At 43.5% G+C, this 23,193-nt stretch carries 15 protein-coding genes; 14 read left to right on the top strand and 1 reads right to left on the bottom strand.

Annotated elements, in window-relative coordinates; genetic code table 11:
• The first annotated feature begins 132 nt into the window (after window positions 1–132).
• The 8 genes from DXD11_RS04980 (at window position 133) to DXD11_RS04945 (ending at window position 9,975) form a co-directional block, all read left to right on the top strand.
• Window positions 133–1,125 carry a hypothetical protein gene (locus tag DXD11_RS04980; protein WP_243105811.1) on the top strand — a complete coding sequence of 331 codons (993 nt, stop codon included), beginning with the start codon at window positions 133–135 and terminating at the stop codon, window positions 1,123–1,125.
• A 153-nt stretch (window positions 1,126–1,278) separates the two neighbouring features.
• Window positions 1,279–3,030, top strand: coding sequence for a phospho-sugar mutase (locus DXD11_RS04975; protein WP_118757898.1), 1,752 nt, complete (start codon window positions 1,279–1,281; stop codon window positions 3,028–3,030).
• Window positions 3,031–3,184: 154 nt separating this feature from the next.
• Window positions 3,185–4,885, top strand: a complete 1,701-nt coding sequence (locus DXD11_RS04970; RefSeq protein ID WP_118757897.1) for a hypothetical protein — start codon at window positions 3,185–3,187, stop codon at window positions 4,883–4,885.
• The gene (locus DXD11_RS04965; protein WP_015534450.1) at window positions 4,882–5,832 is read left to right on the top strand and encodes a glycosyltransferase family 2 protein; all 951 of its coding nucleotides are present in this window, start codon (window positions 4,882–4,884) and stop codon (window positions 5,830–5,832) included. The genes DXD11_RS04970 and DXD11_RS04965 overlap by 4 nt, the downstream gene beginning before the upstream one ends.
• Before the next feature lie 193 nt (window positions 5,833–6,025).
• Complete coding sequence (locus DXD11_RS04960) at window positions 6,026–7,432, top strand: hypothetical protein (RefSeq protein ID WP_118757896.1); 1,407 nt, start codon at window positions 6,026–6,028, stop codon at window positions 7,430–7,432.
• Window positions 7,420–7,635, top strand: coding sequence for a hypothetical protein (locus DXD11_RS04955; protein WP_055222360.1), 216 nt, complete (start codon window positions 7,420–7,422; stop codon window positions 7,633–7,635). The genes DXD11_RS04960 and DXD11_RS04955 overlap by 13 nt, the downstream gene beginning before the upstream one ends.
• 122 nt (window positions 7,636–7,757) lie before the next feature.
• Window positions 7,758–8,909, top strand: coding sequence for a YIP1 family protein (locus tag DXD11_RS04950; RefSeq protein WP_118757895.1), 1,152 nt, complete (start codon window positions 7,758–7,760; stop codon window positions 8,907–8,909).
• Window positions 8,910–9,051: 142 nt separating this feature from the next.
• Window positions 9,052–9,975 carry an AraC family transcriptional regulator gene (locus DXD11_RS04945; RefSeq protein WP_118757894.1) on the top strand — a complete coding sequence of 308 codons (924 nt, stop codon included), beginning with the start codon at window positions 9,052–9,054 and terminating at the stop codon, window positions 9,973–9,975.
• A 95-nt stretch (window positions 9,976–10,070) separates the two neighbouring features.
• Here the strand turns inward: DXD11_RS04945 and DXD11_RS04940 are convergent, their stop codons facing one another.
• Window positions 10,071–10,838 (bottom strand): YesL family protein, encoded by a 768-nt coding sequence (locus DXD11_RS04940; protein WP_022217363.1) that lies wholly within the window; start codon window positions 10,836–10,838, stop codon window positions 10,071–10,073.
• A gap of 351 nt (window positions 10,839–11,189) precedes the next feature.
• On the opposite strand from DXD11_RS04940, the gene DXD11_RS04935 reads away from it, so the two are divergent.
• The 6 genes from DXD11_RS04935 (at window position 11,190) to DXD11_RS04910 (ending at window position 23,038) form a co-directional block, all read left to right on the top strand.
• A complete protein-coding gene (locus DXD11_RS04935) occupies window positions 11,190–12,491 on the top strand; it encodes an ABC transporter substrate-binding protein (protein WP_243105810.1) in 1,302 nt (433 codons plus the stop codon).
• Window positions 12,492–12,606: 115 nt separating this feature from the next.
• Window positions 12,607–13,593: a carbohydrate ABC transporter permease gene (locus DXD11_RS04930; RefSeq protein WP_201859062.1), complete on the top strand. Its 987-nt coding sequence runs from the start codon at window positions 12,607–12,609 to the stop codon at window positions 13,591–13,593.
• 15 nt (window positions 13,594–13,608) lie between these two features.
• Window positions 13,609–14,451 carry a carbohydrate ABC transporter permease gene (locus DXD11_RS04925; protein WP_004852646.1) on the top strand — a complete coding sequence of 281 codons (843 nt, stop codon included), beginning with the start codon at window positions 13,609–13,611 and terminating at the stop codon, window positions 14,449–14,451.
• A gap of 162 nt (window positions 14,452–14,613) precedes the next feature.
• Window positions 14,614–15,318, top strand: a complete 705-nt coding sequence (locus DXD11_RS04920; protein ID WP_015534458.1) for a hypothetical protein — start codon at window positions 14,614–14,616, stop codon at window positions 15,316–15,318.
• 73 nt (window positions 15,319–15,391) lie between these two features.
• Window positions 15,392–17,584, top strand: coding sequence for an alpha-galactosidase (locus tag DXD11_RS04915; RefSeq protein WP_118757893.1), 2,193 nt, complete (start codon window positions 15,392–15,394; stop codon window positions 17,582–17,584).
• Between the two features lie 153 nt (window positions 17,585–17,737).
• Window positions 17,738–23,038 (top strand): hypothetical protein, encoded by a 5,301-nt coding sequence (locus DXD11_RS04910; protein ID WP_118757892.1) that lies wholly within the window; start codon window positions 17,738–17,740, stop codon window positions 23,036–23,038.
• Window positions 23,039–23,193: the final 155 nt, after the last annotated feature.

Raw genomic sequence — 23,193 nt, 5'->3', positions numbered from 1 at the left:
ACTCAGCGATGCGGAGCGAGTGCTAGTGCCGTTGCAGGATTCATCGAGCGAGAGCGCTCATGATTAGGTAAGCCAGATAGATACACACTTCACAGATACCCCCGAGCGACAGTTGTAGGAGGGGGTTTTTATTTGGCTGAAAAAATGGGTGAAGTGTATGAAGCATACGATATGGAAGTACAGGGAACGGGCAGAGGCAGAGGTGCTGTGATCCTGATGACGGACAAGGGGGTCAGACAGGTGTCATCCCTGAATGGAACTGACGAGAGGCTTCAGCAGGAGAAGGAATTCAAGGATAAGATATATGAAAAGGGCTTCTGTAATATAGACCGGGTCGTGGCCAACAGAGAAGACGAGCTGGTGACCTGCGACAGGTATGGAAATCCATTTGTGTGCAGGGAATATTTCCAAGGGCGGGAGTGTAATGCATCAAGCATAAGGGATCTTGAGAAAGCAGTTATAAATCTGGCGTGGTTTCACAGAGCCGGAAGGGAACTGTACATGGAGGAGAATACGTCATACACAAAAAAAACTCCGGGAAATCTGGACAGAAAGGTAAATGAGCTTCGCAGGATAAGAAATTTTGTCAGCAGGAGAACCCTGAAGAATGACTTTGAGATGCTGTACATAAAGACATTTGATTATTTTTACAGCCAGGCAGAGAAGTGTCTGTCGCTGTTTCAGGATAATTTCACATACAACGACAAATGGCTTGGCTATTGTCACGGCTCGTATAATTATCACAGCGTGATGTTCTGTGATGGATACATAGCAACCATAAATTTTGACCGGTTCCATGTGGGATACCAGCTCATGGATCTGTACCAGTTTCTCCGCAAAGCCATGGAGAAGAACAGGTATGATATCACCATGGCGAAGGACATTCTGAGTGCGTACAGTCAGATCAATTATCTTGAACATGAGGATTATGAATTCATATATCTTATGTACAGTTTCCCGGAGAAGTTCTGGAAGATAAGTAACCGGTATATGAACACCAGAAAGAGCTACATATCCCCGGTTTTGATGGAAAAACTCCAAAAAGTTATCGAAGATGACCAAGAAAAGCTCAAAATTTTGAGTGAAATTAACGATACCTATGGACTTCACAAGCTGACAAATTAAGAGTATAATGTTGGGGCGTGGATAATAATTGAGTTAGACACGTGATACTGAATTGTGATGTATTTTACAGATGGTTTTTTCGTGTGTGTGTTTTCCATTTGTAGGATGCTCTATGGGTAACATAAAGCAATAGATTTCACAGGAGGCAAAATGATGAGCGATTATAATTACAAGGACGTGTATGAGCAGTGGGTGAACAATCCTTTGTTTGGTCAGGAAACCAAGGATGAGCTCTTAGCGATCAAGGACGACGAGAAAGAGATAGAAGAAAGATTCTATTGTGATCTTGTATTTGGAACAGCCGGACTTCGAGGCATCATCGGAGCTGGTACTAACAGAATGAACATATATGTAGTGCGCAAGGCTACACAGGGACTTGCAAACTACATCATCAAGGCGGGCAAGCAGGACAAAGGTGTGGCAATAGCTTATGATTCAAGAAGAATGTCACCTGAGTTCTCTATGGAGGCAGCTCTCTGCCTGGCAGCAAATGGCATAAAGGCTTACAGATTCGAGTCACTTAGACCGACACCTGAGCTTTCATTTGCAGTGAGATATCTGGACTGTGTAGCTGGTATCAATGTAACAGCATCACACAACCCACCAGAGTACAATGGATATAAGGTATACTGGGAGGATGGCGCACAGATCACACCACCTCATGACCAGGGAATCATGGCCGAGGTAAAGGCCATCACAGATTTCGCAGATACAAAGACCATGGACATGGTAGAGGCAAAGAAGAAGGGGCTTCTTGTAACTATAGGTTCAGAGGTTGATGACGCATACATGGGCGAGCTCAAGAAGCTCATCCTCAATCAGGATGCAATTGACAAGTATGGCAAGGATCTCAAGATAGTGTACACACCACTTCACGGAACAGGCAACATCCCTGTAAGAAGGATTCTTAAGGAGATCGGTTTCGAGAATGTATATGTGGTACCAGAGCAGGAGCTTCCGGATGGAGAGTTCCCAACTGTTGAGTATCCAAACCCAGAGGCAAAGGAAGCATTTGCACTGGCACTCAAGCTGGCAAAGGAGGTCGATGCAGATCTCGTTCTGGCAACAGACCCTGATGCCGACAGACTCGGATGCTACGCCAAGGATTCCAAGACAGGTGAGTACAAGGTATTCACAGGTAACATGTCAGGAAGCTTACTCTGCGAGTATGAGGTAAGCCAGATGAAGGAGAAGAATGGCAGCCTTCCAGCAGACGGAGCAATCATCAAGACTATCGTTACTACCAACATGGTAGATGCTATAGCAAAGTATTATGGAACAGATCTCATCGAGTGTTTCACAGGTTTCAAGAACATCGGACGCGAGATCCTCAGATTTGAGCAGACAGGCAAGGGAACATACCTCTTCGGATTTGAGGAGAGCTACGGATGCCTGATCGGAACACATGCAAGAGACAAGGATGCGGTTGTTGCAACTATGGCTCTCTGTGAGGCAGCAGCTTACTACAGAGGTCAGGGTAAGACTCTCTGGGATGCGATGATGGATATGTACGAGAAGTACGGATATTATGTAGATGATATCAAGACCGTAACACTCAAGGGTGTTGAGGGATCAAAGAAGATCGGACACATCATGAATATCCTCCGTGCAAATGTACCTGAGGATGTTGCAGGCTACAAGACAAAGGTAGTTCGTGACTACCGTCTTGAGTATATAAGAAACATCGAGACAGGCGAGGTTAAGCCTACCGGTTTCCCTAATGCAAATGTACTCTACTATGAGCTTGAGAACGATGCATGGCTTGCAGTAAGACCTTCAGGAACTGAGCCAAAGATCAAGTTCTACTACGGAATCAAGGGTTCATCATACGATGAGGCACAGAAGGAGTCAGCAGCATTTGGTGACAAGGTCATGGATCTTATCTACGATATACTTGAAAAGTAATAAAGAAAAATAATCATAAACAAACGGATTGTTACAGTGACGTATAATATACGGTCACAATGTAGCAGTCCGTTTTTTATTTTAAAATAAATTAAGTATACAAAGGAGGTAAACTGCTCTTATTATATGGGCAAAGACAGTGGGAGAATAGATTATGACAGAGAGTGTAAAGAAAAATAAAGAAATCAGGACAAATCGGTATTTCTGGATCGCATGCATAGTGCTGGTGTTATTGCAGTATGGACTGTGCATCCACTACGGGCTTAAGAGACAGTATCTGTTTTGTGATGAGGTGTACAGCTATGGCCTTGCAAACTCCACGGACAAGACTTTCCTCCATCCGGGAGAGGACAACACGCCACTCGATGAGTGGGTGACGGGGTCATATTTTGAGAACTATATGAATTATAACGATGATTCATTCAACTACAGTGCGGCATACAGAAATCAGGAAAATGATGTCCACCCGCCGGTATATTATATGCTGCTGCATACGGTGTGCTACTTTTTCAAAGGAGCGGGATACAGTGCAGTTCCGGGAATAGTGCTCAACCTCATACTCCTGATATTTGTGGATATTCTTCTGTTGTATGTGGCGGCATATCTGCTTGGAAACAGATGGTATGGACTGATGGCGGCAGCTCTGTGGGGCGTATCATCGGTGGGCATAAGCAACTGTATGCTCATACGGATGTATCTTCTTCAGACCTTGAATGTATTGCTGCTGACGGCGGTTCATGTATATATACTGAGACATAAAAAGAAGATGACCGTGCCGTATTTTATATTGCTGGCACTGGCGGTCATGTTCGGCGGACTCACACACTATTATTTCTACTTCTATGTTGCCGGACTTGGATTGTGTGTATGTATATACCTGCTGTATATGCGAAAGGTAAAGCAGATGTTTGCGTATGGCTTTAGTCTTGTTGCTGGACTTGGTGCGGCAATAGCGGTATTTCCCGCAACGATAAAGCACATATTTGGTTACAGGGGAAGCTATGCTACCGATAATCTGATAGGACTTTCCGGTCACAAATTCTTATATTATATCAGTTATATAAACAGGTCGTATTTTGCAGGACTGCTTCCGCTGATCGTGCTTGTGGCACTGGTGCTCATCGTGGCAAGGATAGTGCTTTCATTTGTGGATATAAGGATATCCTTGGTCAGGAAAAATGATGGATTATCCTACAGAGTATGTACACACAGGAGAGATATAGATGCGGACAGAGCAGGAAGTATAGAGTCACGCTCACTGTTATTGGCGGGGGTTATCGTGGCCGACGCCGTTCTTGCATTTGTGGGAATACAGGGGTCCGAGCTTGTAAATGCAAGATATATCTACTCGGCACTTCCTATAGTGGCTGTGTTTATGATATGGTGTATGATGAAGCTGGTTCCAGTAATAACCAGGAAGAGATGTGCAGTTGTAACCGCTGTCATATGCCTTGCATTATGTGCAGGCAGTATAGCTGTAAAGGGTGTAGACTGGCAGTACAGGGGCTACAGCGACTGGAGCACAGCCTTGGAGGAGATGAAGGGACAGGACTGTATCATACTGTGTCACGGAGATGGCAAATGGAACAACGTGTACGCGGGAATGAACGTATTTTCCCAGATGGGAAGATGCAGGTATGTGTATGAGGATGATATAGACAGCATCGCAGACCTGGTGGAGGACTGTGGCGATGAGATATATGTGGCGGTCATCAATGATCCAAAATTTGAAAAGAAAAAGATACACAAGATGACTGAGAAAATAGCAGAGATAACAAAGTATACAAAGAAATCTATAGAATACAGATTTTCAGGAATACGAATTTATAAATTTAAAGCAGGTGAAACAAAATGAAAAAAGTTAGCTTGATAATTCCATGCTATAACGAAGAGCAGGCTCTTCCGATATTTGCAGGGGAGCTGGACAAGGTGAGACAGGAACTCAGGCAGTATGATTTTGAGGTTCTTATGGTTAATGATGGTTCGTCGGATAAGACTCTTGAGACCATGAAAAAGATCTCAGAGGAATACGATTATTTCAAGTATTTGTCATTTTCCAGAAACTTTGGTAAGGAGGCTGCAATGTATGCGGGCTTCTGCAATGCAGATGGGGATTACGTGGCGGTGATGGATGCCGACATGCAGGATCCGCCGAGTCTGCTCCCGGAGATGCTCGGTATACTTGAGCAGGGAGAATATGACAGTGTGGCGACCAGAAGAGTCACCAGAAAGGGCGAGCCGCCGATAAGATCTTGGTTTGCGCGGATGTTCTACAAGATCATCAACAAGATATCCGACGCCGATGTCGTGGATGGCGCCAGGGATTTCAGGCTTATGAAGGCAGAGATGAAGGATGCCATCGTGTCGATGTGCGAGTACAACAGATTCTCCAAGGGAATATTTGGCTGGATCGGGTTCAGGACAAAATGGCTGGAATACGAGAATGTGGAGAGAGTTGCGGGCGAGACGAAGTGGAACTTCTGGAAGCTTTTCAAATACGCACTGGACGGAATAATCAACTTCTCCGAGGCGCCGATGAGTATAGCTTCAGGATTTGGAATATTTTGTACATTTGTCGCATTTGTCATGATGCTTTTCTTCTTCATAAGAAAGCTGGTGTGGGGAGACCCTGTTGCGGGATGGCCGTCACTTGTGTGCATCATACTGTTTGTATCAGGACTCCAGTTCCTGTGCATAGGAATAATGGGTAAATATATCGCCAAGACATATATGGAGACCAAGGGAAGACCACATTATATAATTTCCGACACCAATAAAGACGACGTGAATAAGATAAATTGATAACATTATGAAGCTGTATTGTGATGGAATGGTTATGATACAGCTTTATTTGGATGATAAGACGTTTTATGTAATATTTACATCCGTTACAGGTACATATAGTTGTAATTTGACTACTTGATAGCTTATAATTTAGATGATACTGTTTTAGTCAAATGGGGCTTATGTTTGGTAGACATGGGGGTAACATGCAATGAATCTTACAGTAAAATGTCCATCCTGCGGCGGTGTTGTGGTACTGAATCCTAAGACGAGGCAGCTGCAGTGTACGCAGTGTGATTCGGTGATCAGCAGAGGCATAGGAGAAGAAAACTCTGCCATGACCAGGAATGAGGATGGAGAGCTTGTAGATAAGAGAAGCTATAAGGCAATTCAGAAGATTGCCAGAATAAAAAGATACATAACTGATGCCACGGATACGATATACACATTGGATGAGATCAATATTGGAAAGGATGATGAATCACCAAGGTATATGGATATGAATCTATATGAATGTACATCCTGTGGTGCAAGACTTATGGTGAAATCCACGGAAACTTCCAGTTTCTGTGCGTATTGTGGGCAGCCGATGATATTGGTTGACAGAGTTAAGGATGAACTGGAGCCGGATCTTATTATTCCATTTGGAATTTCTCAGAAGAGAGCAGAACAGCTTATACGTGACAGGTTCTGTAAGGGGTGGTTTGTTCCGGATGAGATAAAGAAATTTGAGATTGATAAGATACGAGGAATATATATACCATATTGGCTGGCGTCTTATCATGTTAGAAAAAAGCTCAAGTATGTATTTCAGGAGAATGAAAAAGGCGAGCGCGTTAGTAATTATGAAAAATGCTTTGGTTCTATAGCAGTAGTTGCACAGAAAGCTGCAGACAGAACTATCACACACAATTGTATGAGAGATTGTGAGTGTACAGTTCCAAGGGTACCTGGGGATGCAACAAGAAGATTGAATGATCACATTTCGGGAAGGCTGGAACCTTATGATTTCGACAAGGCTTTGACGTTTTCTCCAGAATATCTGTCCGGATTTTACACGGACAGGTACGATGTACCAGCTGCCGAGATCGCAGCCGTTGCAAAGAGAAAGAGCAATGATGCGGTGAAGGAAGAGATGATGAGTGATGTTCCGAAAAACGCACGGGTTACTGAGGAAAAAACGGATATAAAGATGACGGATATTGAGTATGCATTGCTGCCAGCGTGGTTCATGACTTTTCGTTATCAGGGAATACTCTATACCGTGGCGGTGAATGGGCAGACCGGCAAGGTCGTGGGAAATGTCCCATCCAACAGATTTAAGGTTGGGGCATCCATAGCAATACTTATGACAGTGATGGTTGTGCTGTGTACATATGTATCTGTATTTGTTGGGGGACTTATGACGGATCTGTATAGGATAAGTGCAGATGTGGGTGATTCAAGTGGAGCTTTTATGGTATTTTCCGCGTATGTGGCTGGAGTTATATATAGTTTGGTGAGCTTCTGGCGTGCGATCAACAAGCTTCACAGATCAAGGATAGATATTCACAGATTCAGAAGCTATGGCACTATAGAATACGTTAAGGAAAGGCAGGATAAGACATGGGTTCGATAGTATTTTTGTATGTTGCAATAGGTATCGTGTGCGGGATATGCTTAACGGTATCCATAGTGATTTCTGCTCTTGTAAGATCCAACAATATTGGACAGAATGAGGAGAAAAAAGCGGAATATGTTGATTATGCCACATTTGTGTATCATGCAAAGTATGACAGTCACAGCCCGATTAACTATTTCGATGGCTATTATAAGGATTGAGTCAGATCCTTCAATATTGCACAGAAGTTTATAGAGCAATGATATGATGACAAAACCAGGGGGATTTGGTATCATATTTTTGATATATTTTCACACAGGGAAAGGAATTGGAGGTAACAGGAATGAACGAGAATCAGGATCAGCAGTTTGGTCAGCCACAGGGAAAACAGCAGGTGGCAGATCAGGCACAGACAAATCAGCAGGCGGCGGAGAACAGCCAGCCACAGGCAGATCAGCAGGCAGCGGCTTACAGCCAGCCGCAGATGAGTCAGCAGGGAGTGTACAATCAGCAAGGCTATGGCCAGCAGATGAACCAGCAGGGTGCATACAATCAGCAGGGTTACGGCCAGCAGATGAACCAGCAGGGTGCATACAACCAGCAGGGCTACGGTCAGCAGATGAACCAGCAGATGTATAATCAGCAGGGTTATGGCCAGCAGATGAACCAGGGAGCATACAATCAGCAGGGCTACGGTCAGCAGATGAACCAGCAGATGTATGGTCAGCAGGGCTACGGCCAGCCACAGATGAACCAGCAGATGTACGGCCAGCAGGGCTATGCACAGCCACAGCCGAAGAAGCCATCAGCAGTGGGCAATATGATAAATGATCTTCTCAAGAATGTGATAGGTCTTTTCAAGAGCCCTGCAGATACAGCGGGTGAGATGGTTCAGAGTGACAACATGGTTCCTGGCGGAATACTTGCAGGAGTAAATGCCATCCTCTCACTTATATTTGTAACTGTCGGATTCCTCATAATGGGATTTGACTTTGGCGATTCAATAGCAAAGGGATTCTACATGTTCTTCTTCACTATAATCGCAGCAGTCATCATGACAGCAGCGGTATTTATCGCCGGAGGAATTATATTCAAGGGTGGAATCACATTTGGAAAAGCACTTAACGCCGTTGGTGTATTTGCACTTTATGAGGCAATAGCAATGGTTGCAGGAATCATATTTGAGATCATCTCAGCACTCTTCCACAAGGTTGATTTCCTCAGCGGAATCATCGGAGGCTTTGGATACATACTCTTCCTCGGAATAAGCCTTTGCGGAATCGTGATCGCAGCTCATGCGTTATTCGATAACCTTGAGACAAATGACAACTCAAAGATATTTGCAGTTATCGCTGCTATAGTTATCTCAGTATTCCTCATCACTGTTATAGATAACATCGCAGAAAAGATATTCAGTGACAGCGCAACATGTGCAGAGCAGGTACTCAGCTACTTCAAGAACGCTGCAACAGTATTTGGTTACCGTCACTGGTAAGACATAATTTATAAATATTTTACGGGAAGCAGACAGATCTGAAAATTGACAGGTTTGTCTGCTTTTGTTAAAATATAAAGGTGTTTTTGGTGTTAACTTATATAAAAGGGTGGCAAAGATATGGTAAAGGAAAGGACGGGTTATGGTAAGAAAGGTTGGTTTAACTGACAGTGTTGGTTTTGCTTGTCTGGAAGATCTACAGTTGTCGAACTCCTATATGTGGGGTACCGCAATCAGTCTGGACTATTGTGGCAGAGAGGATTGTATAAAAGGCTGGAAGTTTGGTCCATACGTCAGAGAATCATATGTTATCCATATGGTAAAGAAGGGCAAGGGTACATTTACAATTGCGGGGAAGACTTATGAACTGGGACCTGGACAGGCGTTTATCATCAGACCTGGTGAGGAGACTACTTACAGGGCTGACGATGATGATCCATGGAGCTACATGTGGGTTGGATTTCATGGCTACAGAGCTGAAGATTTTATTGAGGCGATGGGGTATGTAAAGGGCTCACCTATCATCAAGATAGAGCAGATGGATACGTGTGCAGAATGTATCAACAAGATGCTCGAATATTACCAGATCACACGTATAAACGAGGTGAAGAGAATGAGTGCACTGATGCTTCTCTTCGCAACCATTATGGAGGATAATGCCTCCGATGCGCAGGAATCTGATAACATTGAGTATCCAAGTAAGATATATGTAAAGGCTGCTGTCGACTTCATAACAGAGAAGTACATGAACAAGATCAAGATCGATGACATTGCGGATTTCATAGGAATCAGCAGAAGTCATCTGACAGGAAGCTTCAAGAAGGAGATGGGTGTATCTCCTCAGGAGTATCTTATCAACTTCAGATTGGAGAAAGCTGCAAGTCTTCTCCGGTCATCAAAGGAACAGATCAATATAATCGCATATCAGTGTGGTTATGAGGATTCTCTTTCTTTCTCCAAAGCATTCAAGCAGAAGTTTGGAATGAGTCCTAAGTCATTCAGGAATCTTGAGGTTGAGCTTGAGACGAATGATGCCAAGTTTGGACATGAGGCTTCGAAGCTGTAAGATATAATTGAATCAAAAAATTTGAATTAAGCAAAAGGCGGGTGTGCGATTTGTCGCACATCCGCCTTTGCTGTATTTACGATATACGGTAAAAACTACTGTCTGCCATGATATGAATTGTCAACGATAAGCTTCTTGGTCACCTTTGTGGATTCAGGATTATCCTCATCTGATTCAGATGTCTGGTCATCGCTGTGCATCCATGAAGCAGGATCGTCGTCCGTGTACTTCTTTGTGACCTCATCCAGATATGGGGTGAATGCCTTCAAAAACATGAATGATGATACATATGCTATAAGGCCAAAGCCACATACTATGAACACGAATATACCTACCATGAATACCTGAGTGCTGGATAGCAGAACATATGCAGGCAGAGTGTAGAGAACCATGATCACTATTGTAAATATGAAGTTCTTGGCTGCCAGGTAAATGGACTGCAAGAGAAGGTTCTTCAATGTGTTCTTAAAGGCACTTATGACAGGGAACAGGTAAATTGCGATGAAGCATGTCAATATCATAAGCACGACACTGGTGTAGTACATGAGCTTGTTCTCCTGTGGACCACCCTTGCCAAAAAGGTTGAAATCCAGAGTGAATATAAATGATATAAGAAGGAATAGCAGCCATGAAATCGTTGACTGTTTGAAATTATCCTTGAAGCCTTTGAAGAATAATTTCACTACACCTCCATTTTCGCCTGTCCTCTGCTTCTTTAACAGAGTGAAATACATTGCGCTCATGGAAGCTCCCATGGTGACTATGGGAATACTACACAATATAAATAGAATGTTCACTATTATAATATCGCCGAGCGTTCCAAAAAATCTGGAAAACCAGCCGTCACTGCTGAAAATGTTCATAAAATTCCTCCTGATGTAAAAAGTGATAATATCGTTTGTTTAACTATAGCACAAAAAGGTATGCCAATATATAGCGAATTTTACAATTTACCATATGTATTCTACATTATACCATAAAATAGCACAAAAACAGCGAACTTAACTACTTAAAAATATACATTTGTGACAAAACCCCATGATATTTTGACATTTTTCCATGTAAAAATCTTCACCAAAATTTTATAATTCAATCATAGAAAGCACACAGAACGCCGTAAGGCGAACCGGCAGAACAGGACGCAGAATTCAGGGTATGAAAGAGAATGTGGGTGTCGTAAATCCTGCCGGTGATGTAAAAAGGAGGAAGGTTTTATGAGAAGAACAATGAAGAAAGCTGTAGCAGTAGGGCTTGCAGCAGCAACAGCATTTTCACTGTGCGCATGTGGCGGCGGTGATGGAAGCAAGGGTAGCAGTAAGGATGCACTTGAGGTGGTTATCTGGGATAACAATCAGCAGAAGGGTCTGCAGCAGATATGTGATCTCTTCACAGAAGAGACAGGAATCAAGGTTGATGTACAGGTTAAGGAGTGGGATTCATACTGGACACTTCTTGAGGCTGGAGCATCAGGTGGAGATATGCCGGATGTATTCTGGATGCACTCCAACAACTCACAGATGTACATGAAGAACAACAAGCTCTTAAAGCTCGATGACTACATTGAGAAGAGCGATAAGGTTGATATGAGCAACTACATGTCAGAGATCACAGAGCTCTACACATATGATGGCTCATATTACGCAGTACCAAAGGATTACGATACAATCGCTCTCTGGTACAACAAGAAGATGTTTGATGATGCAGGACTTTCTTATCCAGATGAGACATGGACATGGGATGACCTCTATGATGCAGCTAAGAAGCTTACTAATGGCGATCAGTACGGTTTCTGTATGAACACATCAAACGATCAGGACACATACTACAACATGGTTTACTCAATGGGCGGTTACATCGTAAATGACGATCACACAAAGTCAGGATATGACGATGCCAACACTATCAAGGCTATGGATTATGTAGGAAAGCTCCTCAAGGATTGCTGCCCACCGGCAACAACAATGTCAGAGACAGGTACAGACGTTATGTTCCAGTCAGGTACAGTAGCAATGATCACACAGGGTTCATGGATGACAGCAGGATTCCTTGACAACGAGTATCTCGTTGAGAACTGTGACGTAGCAATTCTTCCATACGACAAGGCAACAGGTATGAGAACTTCTATCTGTAACGGACTTGGATGGGCTGCATCAGCAGACACAAAGAGACCAGATGACTGTTGGAAGCTTATCGAGTGGTTAGGTTCAAAGGAAATGCAGGAGAAGCAGGCTGAGCTCGGTGTAACAATGTCAGCTTACGAAGGCACATCAGACAAGTGGGTTAACTGCACAGACAAGTTCAACCTCAACGCTTACCTTGATATCACAAAGGATTCAACAGTTTCAGGTGTTACAAATGAGCTCGTGCTCAGACCTTACACATACAATTCAACAGTATGGTCACAGGCTGCACAGACATTCTTCGCAGATGCATGGGCAGATCCATCAAAGATGGAGCAGTCATGTAAGGACTTCGCAGTTCAGATGAACCAGTACATCGATGAGGAAGACAAGTAATCCTACAGAGCATTTATAAGATAACATAACAGTGGGTAGGATGAAGGTCCTGCCCATTGCTTACCAGAAACAATGGGGTGTTAATTACAGTATAAATGATAAGAGGAGGGATTTTATGTCAGATAACAACAAGAAAGTTGAAGAAAAAGCGGCTGAGATAATTCAGGCTACAGAGACACAGACAGTTAAGCCGGCAGCAGCAGAAAATAAAGAGTTCAAGAAAAAGAAGTCAACAACATGGGAAAGAAACCAGCGCAAATGGGGCTGGGCATTCATCCTCCCAACAATGATAGGAATCATCGTACTTAACTTATGGCCTATAGTACAGACAATATATCAGTCATTCTGTAAGGTTGGATCATTCGGAGATTCATCATTTGCAGGATTTGCAAATTACAAGAAGATGTTTGCTGACCCTGAGGTATGGCAGTCACTTCTCAATACATTCAAGTATGCGATCATCGAGGTTCCATTCTCAATTGCAATTGCACTTATACTTGCAGTATTCCTGAATCGTAAGATGCATGGAAGAACAATATACAGAGCAATATTTTTCCTGCCAATGGTAGTTGCACCAGCAGCCGTAGCCATGGTATGGAGATGGTTATACAATTCACAGTTCGGTCTGTTAAACCACATCCTTGGTGCAAAGATCGAGTGGATATCCAATCCAAAGATCGCATGGATTTCAGTTGCAATCATCGGTGTATGGTCGATCATTGGTTACAACATGGTTCTGTTCCTTGCAGGACTTCAGGAGATACCTAAGGATTACTACGAGGCAGCAGATATTGACGGAGCATCAGGAGTAAGATCATTCTTCAAGATCACTCTTCCACTTCTCTCCCCTACAGTATTCTTCGTACTCGTAACAAGAGTAATCGGAGCACTTCAGGTATTCGACCTTGTATACATGGTAATGGATATTTCCAATCCGGCCCTCAAGAAGACAGAATCCATCGTATATCTGTTCTACCAGTACTCATTCCAGAATGGTAACAAGGGTTATGGATCAGCAATAGTAGTTCTTCTTCTCGCAGTCATCATGGTACTTACAGTATTCCAGATGATCGGTCAGAAGAAGTGGGTTCATTATAACTAGGAAGGGGGAATCGATATGACAAGAGGCGTACAGTTTAAGAGAAGAATGCAGAGATTATTGATTCACCTCATTCTGATCATATTCTCAATCATTATGATAGTGCCATTTGTATGGATGACACTCACAGCATTTAAGACAGTAACAGAGGCAACTTCGGTAAGTCCATTCGTAATATTCCCATCACAGTGGCGTACAGACGCGTTCACTACTGTTTGGAATAATATGAACTTCCTTGTTCTCTACAAGAACACATTATTGCTCATATTCTTCAGAGTTGTGTGTGCATGTCTCACAGCAACACTCGCAGGATATGCATTTGCAAGACTTAAGTTCAAGGGCAGAGACTTTATGTTCTCCCTGATACTTTTCCAGATGATGATTCCTTCACAGATATTCATCATCCCACAGTTCCTGATGATCAGTAAGATGGGCATGACAAATACAATGTTTGCTCTGGTATTCCCGGGAATTGTAACAGCGTTCGGTACTTTCCTGCTCAAGCAGGCTTACATGGGACTTCCTGGAGATCTCGAGGAGGCAGCGAGACTTGACGGATGTAACATTCCAAAGACATTCGTGTTTGTTATGGCTCCGCTTGCAAGATCATCGATGGTTGCTCTCGGTATATTCACAGCAGTGTTCGCATTCAAGGATCTGATGTGGCCACTGGTTGTAAACAGCAGTGCAAACAAGATGCCGCTCTCAGCAGCTCTTGCAACAATGCAGGGACAGTATCAGTCCAATTATCCACAGCTGATGGCTGCATCTCTTATATCATGTATACCAATGATCGTTATATACCTGATATTCCAGAAGCAGTTCGTAGAAGGTATTGCAACATCAGGTGGAAAGCTCTAAAGAAAGTTAAAGAAGATATTATATATGACCACAGGGTGACGTCAGTTACTGACGCCACCCTTGTGAAATATATCGTAAATACGAAGTATTTACGATGCTGCAGACGCCGCGCGAAGCGCCTCTCACGCGTCCACTCAACACAGAAACAAAAGGAGGACGTCTATGAAAAAGCCGATAATCACGGAAGAAGAAAAACAGAAGATAAAAGAGATGGACTCCATACGCAAAAAAATAGGATATATCTGGGATTATTACAAGCTTTGGATAATCGGTGCGGTCGTTCTCGTGGGACTTGTAGTGTATTTTACTGTTGTGTTTGCAACGAGGGAGGACAAGCCGATACTGGATGTCGTCCTTGTGAACAACTACGATGATGTTTCAGAGGACTGCAGGCTGACACAGGGATTTGTGTCGTATGTAGGGGAAGAAAATCTCCCGGGAAGGGTTACATTTGACAACAATGCATTTTTTAATCTGGCAAATAACTCAGATTATAAGAACAGTTACTATATGAAGGTGCTGGCATACCTTGAGGCGGACACTGCTCAGGCAGTCTTGTGCCAGTATGACAATCTCATAGGTCTGGCGAAGAGCGGCAGACTTGCAGACCTGTCGGATGAGAAGGTCGGCGATATATATGATAAGTATAAGGATAGGATAATTTATTACGAGGATGAAGAGGGGAAGAAGATACCTGTCGGAATAGATGTATCTGAAGGATACAAGGCGGCAGGACTTACTGAGTACACAGATGGCAAGGCATATATTGGATTGTCAGCATATGCGGCGGATTATGGATATGTGGAGAAATTTGTGGACTACATGGTGGAACTTGGAATACAATCCGGCGGAGCCGGTTGTAGATAAATTATGAGGAAAGATCAGTCAAATGAAATTTGGCTGTAGAGAAACTGGAGATCACGAAAAGGAGGACTTGGGCATGGCAATATTGATAAATGAAGAGAAAAAGCTTTTCACATTGAACACCAAAAATACTACATATCAGATGAAGGTGATCGACTATGGGTATCTGGCTCATCTGTATTATGGCAAGAAAATGGACGGGGATATGTCATATGTCATAACTCATTACGATAGAGGATTCTCAGGCAATCCTTATGAAGCACAGGAGCACAGAGAATTCTCTCTGGACAACATTCCATTGGAATATAGCTGCTACGGCAACGGAGATTTCAGGACTCCGGCATTCAACATAAAGGACATAGAGGGAATACATGGATGTGATCTCAGATATGTTTCATATGAGGTGATGGACAGTAAGTATAGTCTCAAGGGACTTCCTGCTGCTTACACAAATGACGGCGAGAAGGGTGAGACCCTTAAGATCGTTCTTCAGGATCCTCAGGTGGGAGTGGAGGTTGATCTTCTGTATGGAATTATAGAGGATAAGGATCTGATCACAAGATCAGCTATAGTCAGAAATATAAGCGATGCGGATATATTTGTGGCAAAGGCATCAAGTGTGAGCCTGGATTTTGTGACAGGTGATTATGATCTCATCCACTTCCACGGAAGACATGCTATGGAGCGCATGTATGAGAGAGAAGCTATAAATCATGGTGTGAAGAAGATCGGAAGCACAAGGGGTACATCAAGCCATCAGCACAGCCCATTTGTGGTTATAGCAGGCAAGGATGCGAATGAGGATGCAGGTGACTGCTATGGAATCTCACTTCTCTACAGCGGAAGCTTCAACTGTGAGGTTGAGAAGGATCAGACAGATCAGGTGAGACTCAATATGGGTGTTCAGGATGAGATGTTTGAGTATGTGATCTATCCTGAGAGCGAGTTTGTGGCACCTGAGGTAGTTATGGTTTATTCACCTGATGGATTTGCTGACATGTCACATAAGATGCATGACGTTGTGAGATACAATATCTGCCGCGGCGAGTACAAGACAAAGAGGAGACCTATTCTCATCAACAGTTGGGAGGCAGTATACTTTGATTTCAATGGCGATGATATTGTAAACATAGCAAAGCAGGCTTCAGAGCTCGGCGTTGAGATGCTGGTTCTGGATGACGGCTGGTTCGGTGTGAGAAATGATGACAAGTCAGGTCTCGGCGACTGGTTTGTAAATGAGGATAAGATGGGCGGCCCTATGGCTGATGTTGTCAAGAGGGTTAAGGATCTCGGCATGAAGTTCGGTATCTGGATCGAGCCTGAGATGGTATCCGAGAAGAGCGAGCTTTTCAAGGAGCATCCGGATTATGCATTTGTGATCCCTGGAAGAAAGCCTGTCATGGGAAGAAGCCAGCTCAATCTGGACTTCTCAAGAAAAGAGGTCGTAAACTGCATATTTAATCAGCTGACAGCGGTGCTTGACAAGATAGATGTTGATTATATAAAGATGGATATGAACAGAAGCATCTTAAATGTATACTCCATGACTGAGGGAATCCAGAACAATGGAACTATCCTCTACAAGTATGTACTCGGTGTATATGACTTTATGGAGAGGCTTCAGGCGAGATATCCAAAGATGTTCATCGAGGGCTGCAGCGGCGGCGGCGGAAGATTTGATGCCGGAATGATGTATTACACACCACAGATCTGGTGCAGTGATGATACAGATGCCATCTGCAGACTTGACATACAGTATGGAACTTCATTTGGCTATCCTATATCGGTGGTTGGTTCACACGTATCAGCGGTTCCAAATCATCAGACAGGCAGGACAACTCCATTCAATACAAGAGCCGTTGTTGCCATGGCAGGAAGCTTTGGCTACGAGCTTGATCTGAACAAGGTCAGCGATGAGGAGAAGGAAGAGGTAAAGGTTCAGGTAGAAAACTACAAGAAGTACTGGGATCTTCTTCATAATGGACTTTACTACAGACTGACGGATGCGGATAAGAGCAAAGGTGTAGCTGCATGGTCATTTGTCGCAAGGGACAAGTCAGAGACCCTTGTCAATATCGTGACGGTGGAGAGCTTCTGCAATGCCCCTGTACCTTTTGTCAGAGTAAAGGGACTTGATGTGGATGCCACATATGTTGACGAGGAGACCGGCGCAGAGTACAGCGGACAGGGACTTGAACAGATAGGACTTCCTGTACCACTCAAGTTCGGCGAGTACAATGCTTACCAGATCCACCTGGTTAGAAAGTAAAATTGCATAAGTGATATTGTGTTATTTATACATAAATATTAATTATATTGTATTAAATTACAGCTTCATGATAATATGAGGCTGTAATTTTTTGTGCTTATATATTCGGCATAAATGTGCTGAATATGTATGGGAGAAAAAGGGAGGTTACATATGAAATTGAAGGGGATAATGGCTGCGGCTGTAACTGTAGCCATGGTGTCGTCGTGCATTCATATACCGATGACGACTGCACAGGCACAGACTTTACTGTCAAATATGACAGCGTATGCCGTACAGATGAATGAAGCTGAGATATCAGCAGCTACAGAGGATATTTCAGAGCTTGAGGGTGACTATGGGGTTGTGAACATAGTTAATGGCAAGGAGAGTAAAATATCATTTGTCACGGATGAGACAGGATATTATGAGATAATATTGCAGGGAAGCCAGTCACGGCTGATGCTTCAGGAGACCTTGTATAACAGTAAGAGTAAGCGCCTTGCTACAGGTAAAAAGGATGGCAGTGGATGCTGCAGGCTGGTATACAAGTGCACTGCGGGGGAGAAATACATTCTTGGGTCTAAGTATGCCCGTTCTTATACAGTTTCCGAAAGTGCAAATATAAGCGTGAGAAAGCTTCCGGATGTGGCGGCAATAAAAATGGTGCCGGATAATACAACGATACTGGAGGGAACACCAGACTCCATAACATCGGCGTACGCAACGGTAACCTATTCCGGTGGAAAGGTGCGCAGTTCAGGTATCAGCGGCTCAGACTGTAAGATAGATGGAGTTACATACAGTCTGTGGGTGAAGGATTCCAAGGGAAGTTATTATTATGAGGGCGATGAAGGGGATATGGTATCGTATGCGGATGCGGAAAAACTTCCGGCCGGTACGTATACTGTTCAGCTTACAGATAAAATGGATAGTGAGCCGAACCAGTCGACCAAGATATACGATTCGTACACTGCAAAGGTGCAGACTCCTGCTGAATATTTTGTAGGAAAAAGGAATATCAGTGAGACGGATACCTACGCATATGATACCAGGGTGGACGGTTACGAGTATTACAGATTTATACCATCTGCAACTGCTGACTTTGTGTTTGAAGTAGATAAATCATCAACTGCATTTATAGATGTATATGATTCGGACATGGCGGTGGTTGAGACCGATAATGACAGGTATTCATTTGTCAAGGGAAAGATCTATTATGTCAGACTTTCAGGAACAACGGATGATGACAATGAAACATTGAATGAGGTCAGGCTCAAGGCGAAGAAGTATGCGGCACCTTCAGGGGTGACATTGAAGCTGGCAAAGAGCGAATGGGCAGCCGGAACGCCGATAAGCTTCATGAATGGTGCGAGCAGTACAATAAAGTATAATGATAAGTCCACGGAAAGCATAGATCTGACCGGTGGAAGTGGATACAGTAATGGAAACAGATATACAGTATATTATTCGTCATCTGATGATAACTGGAAAGAGTACGAATATGAAAAAGGTGTAACTCTTTCAGAGGGCGAGTACAAAGTAGCTGTGGGATATGATGCGGCTGAGGAAGATCAGGAGCTGCTCGGCACGGCAGTGCTTAAGGTAGTGTCCATAGACAAGCTGAGCGCAGGACAGCTCTCCGAAGGTGACAACAATGTGAGTGTCGGAACAGATGAGTATGACAAGGCCTATTACAGTTTTGTCATGCCATTTGACGGAAGTGTGGTAATAGAAAGCGACAGTCCTTATTGTGTATATGAGTCCGGTGATGAGGGCCCGGTAGAGGTTACAGGAAAACTTACTGGAGGCAGCACTTATTACGTAGGCTTGTATAATGAGTTATCTACTTCCAAGACAAATGTGAGACTGAGCTTTATTCCGAAAGTAACAGATATGATTGCTGTTCCCGAGAACACAGATTTTATCAGAATGGGCAGCTATGATAAGGATATCAGCAGTTATGTAGATGGAACCAGAGTAAAGATCTCGTATGCTGACGGAAAAACAGAGGAGCTGGTGTTTGACGATTCGGACAGTGTGGAAACCTCCAGAGGAGACGAGGTACGTGCTGAGATAGTTACAGATATGGAAAATGAGTGCCCTGTCGGAGCGGCACAGATTAGGATATACACACTGTATAGTGAGGACTCTTATGCATATGACATAGAGATAAAGGATATAGAGGATGTTGCTGCCGGAAGTCTTGCGGAGGGATCTAATCAGGTAAGTCTGTCGGAGAATGGCAGTGTATATTATACGTTTAAGCCTTCGACATCCGCTAGGTATACATTTGCCCCAGTGGGTGGCATGGAGATCTACAGCAAGATCGACGCTGACGATGAGACAATGTATGATCTGAAGAAACTTAGTGTATCGGATGGCGAGGCTGCACTTGAGAGCGGCAATACATACTATATCTGTCTCGATGGCGGAGTAGAGGACAAGTGGGGAGATACGCAGACCAGTTGGAGCATGAATGTGACAAGGGGAGAAATTTTGTCAAATTCAAAGATCAGTTCATGGAAGCTGAGAGATAACAGAACCTATGAATTCCTTCCAGATATGAAATTATCAGGTATCAAAAACCTTCTGGATAGAGAGACTCTACAGTTTGTATATGATGATGGCAGTGTAAAAGAGGCCAGTGTCGGTGACAGCGAGGATAATGAGCTGATCACGAGTACATGGTACAGATATAACGAGAAAACTGGAAAGTATGTCGAGATCGCAGGCTTTGGCAGCAGGGTTGATACTGGCAGATACATGGTTGAACTTGCAATCGCTGGTGCGGATGGCATGGATACGGTTGAGATACCATTTGCAGTGAAGACTGCACAGAGCATGAGCCTTGGAACATGGAACAGCTCAAAGACGCTTGATATTTCAGGCGACAGATATGTGTATGTATATAAGGTAAGTGCCCAGGCGGGTTCGTATGTGGTATCCGCTGATGAGAAGATCGATGGCATCAGGATTTTAGATGCAAATGGAACAGAGATAACGACTAACAACGTGGCTTATTCATCTGATGGATTTGGCAGTGCGGGATTTGACACAGCAGGCGGGGATCTGTATGTATGTGTGTATCCGGGAAAAAATGTAAATAAATGTGGCGTGACAATGAAGGAGATCGTCAAGGCTGTAAGCGTAAGCACAACCGTTTCTAAGACTGAATATCTGAGGGAATTTGATGAGCTTAAGGGTAGCATAAAAACCGTTGTCACATATTCTGATGGAAGCACCAGAACATTTGACGCGGATGACGATGATATAAGCTTTACGATCAAGAAAAACGGCAGGGTGAGCAGCTATTTAAGCATCGACACGATAACAGAACAGACCGGATTATATGAGATAATACCTTCCATATGGGGAATGGCTGACGATTGTGAAGTTCAGGGAGCATCATTTGACGTCGTAGATCTGAATGTGGATGAGCTGGAGTACCTGATATCAGGTGAGCCTGCGGTGCTTTCAGGTGTTGAGAACACTGGGGATGTAAAGCTGTACAGATTTGATATTGCGTCAGATGGAGTGGTATCCCTTCAGAGACAGGGCTTTGAGCTTAAGGGTATATATACCATTGAGGATGATGGCAGCTTTTCAGATACATATAGCAGTGGAGATGCTTTCTCTCTGAAAAAGGGAAGCTATATTATAGCACTCTATGCGAGAGAGAAAGATGATCAGATAACATTTACATATCACGATTCGTATGTGACAGGTAATGGAAAAATAACACCGGGTCAGAAGACAACAGCGGATATAAGCTATGACGGAGAGGGCATCGAGTATGAATTTATCCCAACGGAGACCGGAGAGTACAGATTTACGGTGGACTGCGGAGATAATACAGTATACACCAGAATCTATGCTGATGGGGTTCTGGAAAAGACATACTCACGGAACGGCGGACAACTCATTATAGACAGGACATTTGAGGCGAACCGCAGTTATACATTCAGGATCAGCCTTGCGTCGCAGCAGACAGGAAGCGTGACGATCACTCCTGAGAAGGTGAAGGCAGAGGTAGAGAACGAGTACGATATCTCCGCTGTGAGCATATCAGGATGCAAGGTGAAGAAGACAGAGGACGGATACAGTGTAACCGGAGATATAGAGATAACATATGCAAATAATGAGAGCCAGAAGACACCATTTGTCAGCGGAAGATGGACTGATGCATATGGAAATATCATTCAGGGAATCATGTCTGTTGTGGAAAATGACACATACACAGATGTGACTCTGGATCTCAGATATAAGAATACGGGTTCATCAGAATGGGTGTATGCCGAGTCAAAGACCCAGAAGTTTGGGGATGGAGATGACGAGGGATGGATCATAACCAAGATTCCGACATGTACTGAGAACGGAGAGAAGACAAGGTATATTGAGGATGAGGATATATATGAGACCGAGGTGATCCCTGCTACAGGACACAGCTTCACAAAGTATGAGTCAGATGGAAATGCCACATGTTCGCAGAAGGGAACCAAGACGGCAAAATGTGACAATAACTGCGGAGAAAAGGATACTATCATAGACGATGAGACCACAGTTCCTCACGATTATCAGACGGTGTGGACGGTTAAGAAAAAGGCATCACAGACCAGTGACGGATATAAGGCGCATGTGTGCAAAAACTGCAAGTCAGCCAGCAAGGAAACTCAGAGTATATACAGGATAAAGAGTATCAGGCTTGCATACAGCGCTGTTGAGTATGATGGTACAGCTAAGAAGCCTGCTGTAGAGGTCAAAGACTCAAAGGGCAGAAAGGTTGCCGCAGGAAATTACAGCGTTTCATATTCAAATAACAAGAATATCGGCAAGGCCAAAGTTGTCATCAAATTCAAGGGTGACTATGAAGGGGAGAAGACACTCACATTTGACATCAAGATGGGTGTGAGAAAAGTTGAGTCCATTGACAACACAGCAAATGGAATAAAGTTGAGCTGGAAGAAGTATAAAGCGGCATCGGGATATGTTGTTTACAGAGGAGTAAATGGAAAAGCATATACGATAGCAGGTGTTGTTCAGAATCCGGATACAACATCGTTCGTGGACGTCACAGCTAAAAATGTGGGTGTAAAGTATACATATAAGATAAGAACTTATAAGACATTTGGCGATGTGACATACAATTCGGCATTTGGCGGCGAGAAGACAGGAAGTTATGTACCTGCCGTGAAGCTGAAGAAATTCACAAGTGCATCGGCCGGAACAGCCAAGGTTACATATAATAAGGCAGCCAAGGCCACCGGATATCAGATACAGTATGCAGACAATGCATCGTTTAAATCTGCAAAGACGGCCAATGTAAACGGAGGTTCAGTTACAAGTAAGACCATCAAACGACTTACTAAGGGCAAGAGATATTATGTCAGAGTACGAAGCTTTAAGAAGATTGATGGTAAGGTTTACTATTCCGCATGGAGTGGAAAGAAATCGGTTGTAATAAAGAAGAGATAATATCAAAAGAAATAGAAGAATCCGCCATGGATACAATTTGTATCCGTGGCGGATTGTTTTTTTATTCTGTGTGTTCATCATCATAACGCCTTTTATTACATAATAGCGAAAGAAAACAGGTAATAAAGTGTAAAATTTGAGGTAATGTGATGTTT

The organism is Coprococcus sp. TF11-13 (assembly GCF_003481085.1).
Lineage (GTDB): Bacteria > Bacillota > Clostridia > Lachnospirales > Lachnospiraceae > Coprococcus > Coprococcus aceti.
The sequence above is the reverse complement of the archived record's forward strand: the minus strand, read 5'-3'. Positions and strand labels throughout refer to the sequence as shown.

Excerpts from the sequence above, each read along its gene's own strand:
- DXD11_RS04965 (WP_015534450.1), top strand. The coding sequence starts at position 4,882 with ATGAAAAAAGTTAGCTTGATAATTCCATGCTATAACGAAGAGCAGGCT.
- DXD11_RS04940 (WP_022217363.1), bottom strand. The coding sequence starts at position 10,838 with ATGAACATTTTCAGCAGTGACGGCTGGTTTTCCAGATTTTTTGGAACG.
- DXD11_RS04970 (WP_118757897.1), top strand. The coding sequence starts at position 3,185 with ATGACAGAGAGTGTAAAGAAAAATAAAGAAATCAGGACAAATCGGTAT.
- DXD11_RS04925 (WP_004852646.1), top strand. The coding sequence starts at position 13,609 with ATGACAAGAGGCGTACAGTTTAAGAGAAGAATGCAGAGATTATTGATT.
- DXD11_RS04945 (WP_118757894.1), top strand. The coding sequence starts at position 9,052 with ATGGTAAGAAAGGTTGGTTTAACTGACAGTGTTGGTTTTGCTTGTCTG.
- DXD11_RS04960 (WP_118757896.1), top strand. The coding sequence starts at position 6,026 with ATGAATCTTACAGTAAAATGTCCATCCTGCGGCGGTGTTGTGGTACTG.
- DXD11_RS04935 (WP_243105810.1), top strand. The coding sequence starts at position 11,190 with ATGAGAAGAACAATGAAGAAAGCTGTAGCAGTAGGGCTTGCAGCAGCA.
- DXD11_RS04955 (WP_055222360.1), top strand. The coding sequence starts at position 7,420 with ATGGGTTCGATAGTATTTTTGTATGTTGCAATAGGTATCGTGTGCGGG.
- DXD11_RS04915 (WP_118757893.1), top strand. The coding sequence starts at position 15,392 with ATGGCAATATTGATAAATGAAGAGAAAAAGCTTTTCACATTGAACACC.
- DXD11_RS04910 (WP_118757892.1), top strand. The coding sequence starts at position 17,738 with ATGAAATTGAAGGGGATAATGGCTGCGGCTGTAACTGTAGCCATGGTG.
- DXD11_RS04950 (WP_118757895.1), top strand. The coding sequence starts at position 7,758 with ATGAACGAGAATCAGGATCAGCAGTTTGGTCAGCCACAGGGAAAACAG.
- DXD11_RS04975 (WP_118757898.1), top strand. The coding sequence starts at position 1,279 with ATGAGCGATTATAATTACAAGGACGTGTATGAGCAGTGGGTGAACAAT.
- DXD11_RS04920 (WP_015534458.1), top strand. The coding sequence starts at position 14,614 with ATGAAAAAGCCGATAATCACGGAAGAAGAAAAACAGAAGATAAAAGAG.
- DXD11_RS04930 (WP_201859062.1), top strand. The coding sequence starts at position 12,607 with ATGTCAGATAACAACAAGAAAGTTGAAGAAAAAGCGGCTGAGATAATT.